Genomic DNA, 5042 nt, shown 5'->3' with positions numbered 1-5042 from the left:
TGTCAAAAACTATTTGAAATGACCGGTTTTTAGCTAAATCCAAATGTCCGAGATCTTGGTGAAATTGAGTTAAGAGTCATGTCAAAATCAGCTGCTGAAGATTCATAAGAGGATGCCGTTGTGACTCAAAAAAGAACCATGCTGGAACTGGCTGAAGAAGCTGATTCGCTCTACGAGACAGCCATTACACGCTGGGTTGAACAACAACCAGAGCTGGCCGCTCAAGCGAAGAAGATTATGGATGATGTGACCGAGTGCTTCGACCCCGAAGTTGCTGAAGCGCTCACAAAAATGCGTTCTCTTCCCTGGGGGGCATTTATTGCCTGGTACGAAAGCAAATACGGCACAGGGGATGAATGTGAAACACAAAATTGAGTGGTTCACGGTGCAAGTTCAATACTCGGATCGAGTGCCATTTGAACTGGTTGGTGAATTGGAAAAGGGCTCGCTGTTCATGTCTGCAGGTGGCCGCTTATGTGGCCCTGGGGCTTCAGTCAGTCTCGATAGCCGAGAACTGGCAGAGGGCTATTTGCAGGCGTTGACGACGCGCAGAAAGAAAACTGACCCAGAGTTTCAAGCAGTGGCCATGCAAGTCTCTTCATCAAGTGAATACGCCCGAGCCCACATAAAACGGGACTCCGATAAAGTCCGTGAAAAGCTCACCCGATGGGGGATTGAGCTCCCTGGTTAGGGAGCGATTAGTATGAGTACGGGTACTCATACTAATCATTAAAACGGGCGCCGACGTCAGTGTCGTAACGGATTTCCCCCCTCTTGAATGCCGGATGCAGTGTGCTATATTCACTGGGAACCTATAGCAGCCGGACACCAAAGCGGGCCGGATCGGTTTGAACGGGATGTGGACTTGAGCCTGTCAAACTTAAACAGAGGGAGGTTGAGGAGGTATCCTCGCGGCGGTCAGTCCCTAGTCCACCGACCAATGCAAAAATCCAGCAAGGCCAGCTTTCGAGCTGGCCTTGTTCGTTCTGACACTGACGTCGGCGCCCGTTCGGCTGGCGCCGACGTCAGTGTTGGATGCCCGCAAAATTGCGTTGCTCGGAACCCTGCAACACAGCGCAACAGCGATATTCTCGTTCAAATAACACTATGGGGTTATATCGACGATGCCCCCTCGAAAAGTACCGTTCCGACACTGACGTCGGCGCCCAAACTAAACCTCGTCCTGTCGCGATCTCTGTTGCCACTGACTGATGGCCGCTTGCACAACAGGGGATGGTGTTTCGTCCCGAGGGCCGGTGATCTGCGGTCTACCCCGCTTGCGCTTTGCCACCGTTTGCGCGGCTTCCTTCGCAATGTCCGCCAGCTCAGGCCTGTCAGGTTGCGCTTCCAGCCTTTCGCCGCTGACGTCCAGCAGCGCCTTGTAATACTGCTCTTCCCCTAGTCGGTTTGGCTTCACCTTGTCAGGATGCGGCCCGCGACGGCGGTTCGTCGTCGGGCTGCTTGGCGCAGCTCGCGAACGAACATCGTCCCGCATGGTCTGAACCTCTTGGGCCATCAACAGCACATGGCCAAGCCGCTTGTTATCGACAATCGCCCCTTGATTCACCGGTGCCAGCTGATCCTTGATGCAGTAATCCAGGAGCTGGCCATCCAGCCCTCGTAACTCCACCCGATCATCGCAATAGTGGTACACCATGATCTCTCGACCGATCAGCCGCCGCTGGGCGGGGGTATCGAGCAACAGGTATTGCACCTTGTCATATTGGGTTGTGAGCCGTTTTGATACCTGCCTGGGCTCCTTCCAGATCAGGGTACGCTCCAAGTCATCATGAGGGCCCAGGGGGCGGTGTACGTCCACCTCATGCAAGGGGGCTTTACCGAAGCGCCGGTTGTAATCGGAGATGAAGCCAGGCAGCCACGCATTGGCCTCGTCAATCGAGCTGATCCCCGCCAACCTCAACTCTTTCACCAGGCGATCTTGTAACGTCAGGTGCGCGCGCTCTACACGGCCCTTGGCCGCACTGCTATGAGCGCAGAACCCCTCGATATTGAGTTCGTCCAGGGCGCGGGCAAACTGCGTCTGGCCCTCGCCACGGGAGGACTTGTGATTGACCCTGAACACGCTGGCCTTGTCGCTGTAAAGCGCCAGCGGCTTGCCGTGGGCAACCAGGTGATCGCGCAAGGTGCCGAAGTAGGCGAAGGTCGATTCGGAATGCACAAAGCGCAGGGCGGTGATCTGGCTGGTCGCATCGTCCACGAACACGATGGCGGTACAGGCTGGCGCTCGACCCTCAAACCAGCGGTGGTCGCAACCGTCAACCTGGATCAACTCACCAAAGCAGGCGCGGCGGTAACGAGGTTGCTGGATCCTGGGTGGCCGTTGCCGGCGGGGCACCCATAGCCCCGTGGCAATCATCATCTGGCGCACGGTCTCCACGGCCAGGTTGATACCGTGTTGTTCCGCCAGTTTCTCAGCGGCCAGGGTCGGCCCGAAATCAGGGTAGTGCTGGGTGATCAGCTGATAGGCTTGCTCCTTGAGCCCAATCGGCAGTTGCCGATTGCCTTTCATCCCGAACTTGCGGGAGCGCAGCCCTAATGGGCCATCCTCCACGTAACGGGCCACCAGGCGGCGTAGATGCCGTGGCGTCAATGACAGGCGCTGTGCCGCTATCGTGCTGGGTATGTGGCCTTCCACCACGGCCTGGATGGTCTTGAGACGGTCTACCTCTTTCATGGTGAATATCAGCTCGCTTTGTGCCATGAGAACCCCTCCGTGGTGACACCTATCTCACAAGGTATAACTGAGGGGGCCCTAGCCGGACATTTCAATCTGGCTCAAAGCGGACATTACAATCTGGGGCTAACACCTTGTCCGCGCTTGTGCGCTTTTTATGTAATGGAGTACACATGATGAAGATCAGACTGACCCTCTCAGCCCTGTTTGTTGCCAGCCTGCTGGCTACCCCCGCCATGGCCAAGGAGTGGAAAACCGTGCGCTTCGGGGTGGAGGGGGCCTACCCGCCCTTCTCCTGGACCGATGCGTCGGGCGAGATCAAGGGGTTTGATATCGATCTCGCCAACGCCCTGTGTCAGCAGATGGCGGTCAAGTGCGAGCTGGTGGCGCAGGATTGGGACGGCATGATCCCGGCCCTGCTGTCGCGCAAATACGACGCCATCATTGCCGCCATGTCGATCACCGACGAGCGGCGCCAGAAGGTCGATTTCACCGAGAAATATGCCCATATTCCCAATCGCTTTGTGGCGGCCAAGGGGACCGAGCTGATGCTGACCCCGGAAGGCATGGCGGGCAAGCGCATCGGGGTGCAGCGGGCCACCACCCACGACAAGTACCTGACCGACAATTTTGGCTCGAATGTCACCATCGTCCGTTACGGCAATGCCGATGAGGCCTATCTCGATCTGAAGGCGGGTCGGGTGCTGGCCCTGCTGGCCGATGCCTCTGCCATTGAGCAGGGGCTCCTTGGCAAAGAGGGGGGCGACAAGTTCGACTATGTGGGGCCCGCCCTGACCGATCGCCAGTGGTTTGGTGATGGGATGGGGATCGCCGTGCGCAAGAGCGATAAGGAGCTCAAGGGCAAGCTGGACGAGGCGATCAAGGCCTTGCGTGCCAACGGCACCTATCAGCAGATCAACCAGAAGTACTTCAAGTACGATATATATGGTGGTTGACGAGGGGAGGGAGCTTGCTCCCTCTCTTTTCATTGGGCAAGCGACAATCGTGCAAGGAGGATCGCCATGTTGACCCTGATCGAGGGGGCCGAGATCTTCAGCCCTACCCACCTTGGCCAGCAGGATCTGCTGGTGGCCGATGGCCGTATCGCCTGGATGGGCAAGGGGTTGACGGTGCCCGCAAACTGGCCGCTGCACAGGGTCGATGGTCGTGGCCGCTATCTGGTACCCGGGCTGGTGGATCCGCTGGCCCATATCACCGGCGGCGGCGGGGAGGGGGGCTTTGCCTTTCGCACCCCTGAGCTGGCGGCGAGCGAGGCGCTCAAGGCCGGCGTCACTACCCTGGTGGCGGCGCTTGGCACCGACAGCCTGACCCGCACTCCCGCGCAGGTGCTCGGCAAGGTGCGCGAGTTTCGCGCCGCCGGGGTGAGCGCCTTTATGTATACCGGCTCTTACCATCTGCCGGTCAAGACCCTGACCGGCACGGTGGAGTCGGACATCATCCTGATCCCCGAGGTATTGGGGGTGGGGGAGGTGGCCATCAGCGACCACAGATCCAGTGCGCCGACCCACGACGAGCTGGCCAGGCTTGCCAGCGAGGCGCGAGTGGCCGGGCTGCTTGCGGGCAAGAGCGGGGTCAGCTTCTTCCATGTCGGGGATGGCAAGGGGGCATTGGCGCCCCTGCGGGCCCTGCGCGATGAGACCGACATTCCGCTGCGCCAGCTCTATCCCACTCACTGCAACCGCAACCCCTGGCTCTTTGCCGAGGCCATCGAGTGGGGCAAGGCGGGAGGTTGGGTCGACCTCACCACCTCGAGCTTTCCCGATCTGCTGGAGGATGGCGAGCGGCTTGCCGCCGATGCGTTTCTCGAGCTGCTGGCTGCCAACGTGCCTGCCGATCGCATCACCTTCAGCTCGGATGCCAACGCCAGCCTGCCGCGCTTTGATGGCGAAGGGCGGCTAATCGAGATGCGCTGTGGTCAGATTGCCAGCCTGTGGCTGCAGTGTGTGCGCGCGACCCGGCTCGGTGTCTCGCTGGAGAGGGCGTTGGCCGCGGTGACGAGCAATCCGGCACAGGCGCTGGGGCTTGGCAGCAAGGGGCGTATCGGGGTCGGGCAGGATGCGGATCTGCTGCTGGTGCACGACCGGACGTTTGCTATCGAGCGAGTGATGAGTGGCGGCCAGTGGCGCGAATAAGGCTGCGGGCAATATCGCAGTCAGTGCGAGTGCGTGGTTGCTCCAACCAGCCAAAGCCCGACAACAAGGTCGGGCTTTTTTTATCTGCATGTCCCGTCATGAATATGGTTTACACCTTTCCCCCCAATAAATGGAGAGCCCGATGGGACAAGGTGTGAAACGGACACAGCGCGATTACTCGCTGACTTTTAAAC

General features: G+C 59.1%; 5 protein-coding genes. 4 read left to right on the top strand and 1 reads right to left on the bottom strand.

Annotated features, from left to right (window positions below; translation table 11 throughout):
- Positions 1 to 120 precede the first annotated feature (120 nt).
- Positions 121 to 375, top strand: coding sequence for a hypothetical protein (locus tag AB5Y84_RS01735; RefSeq protein WP_139714689.1), 255 nt, complete (start codon positions 121 to 123; stop codon positions 373 to 375).
- On the top strand, positions 359 to 691 hold the full coding sequence (locus AB5Y84_RS01730; RefSeq protein WP_368176250.1) for a hypothetical protein: 333 nt from the start codon (positions 359 to 361) through the stop codon (positions 689 to 691). Before AB5Y84_RS01735 ends, AB5Y84_RS01730 begins: the two co-directional genes overlap by 17 nt.
- 480 nt (positions 692 to 1171) lie before the next feature.
- Here AB5Y84_RS01730 and AB5Y84_RS01725 read toward each other — a convergent pair whose 3' ends face one another.
- On the bottom strand, positions 1172 to 2722 hold the full coding sequence (locus AB5Y84_RS01725) for an ISNCY family transposase (RefSeq protein ID WP_368176249.1): 1551 nt from the start codon (positions 2720 to 2722) through the stop codon (positions 1172 to 1174).
- Between the two features lie 149 nt (positions 2723 to 2871).
- On the opposite strand from AB5Y84_RS01725, the gene AB5Y84_RS01720 reads away from it, so the two are divergent.
- Together AB5Y84_RS01720 and iadA are read left to right on the top strand one after the other, a co-directional pair.
- Positions 2872 to 3651, top strand: a complete 780-nt coding sequence (locus tag AB5Y84_RS01720) for an ABC transporter substrate-binding protein (RefSeq protein WP_139401834.1) — start codon at positions 2872 to 2874, stop codon at positions 3649 to 3651.
- Positions 3652 to 3717: 66 nt separating this feature from the next.
- A complete protein-coding gene (iadA, locus tag AB5Y84_RS01715) occupies positions 3718 to 4848 on the top strand; it encodes a beta-aspartyl-peptidase (RefSeq protein ID WP_139714589.1) in 1131 nt (376 codons plus the stop codon).
- Positions 4849 to 5042 lie beyond the last annotated feature (194 nt).

It is taken from the genome of Aeromonas sp. s11, assembly GCF_040907945.1.
Taxonomy (GTDB): domain Bacteria; phylum Pseudomonadota; class Gammaproteobacteria; order Enterobacterales; family Aeromonadaceae; genus Aeromonas; species Aeromonas veronii.
The sequence above is the reverse complement of the archived record's forward strand: the minus strand, read 5'-3'. Positions and strand labels throughout refer to the sequence as shown.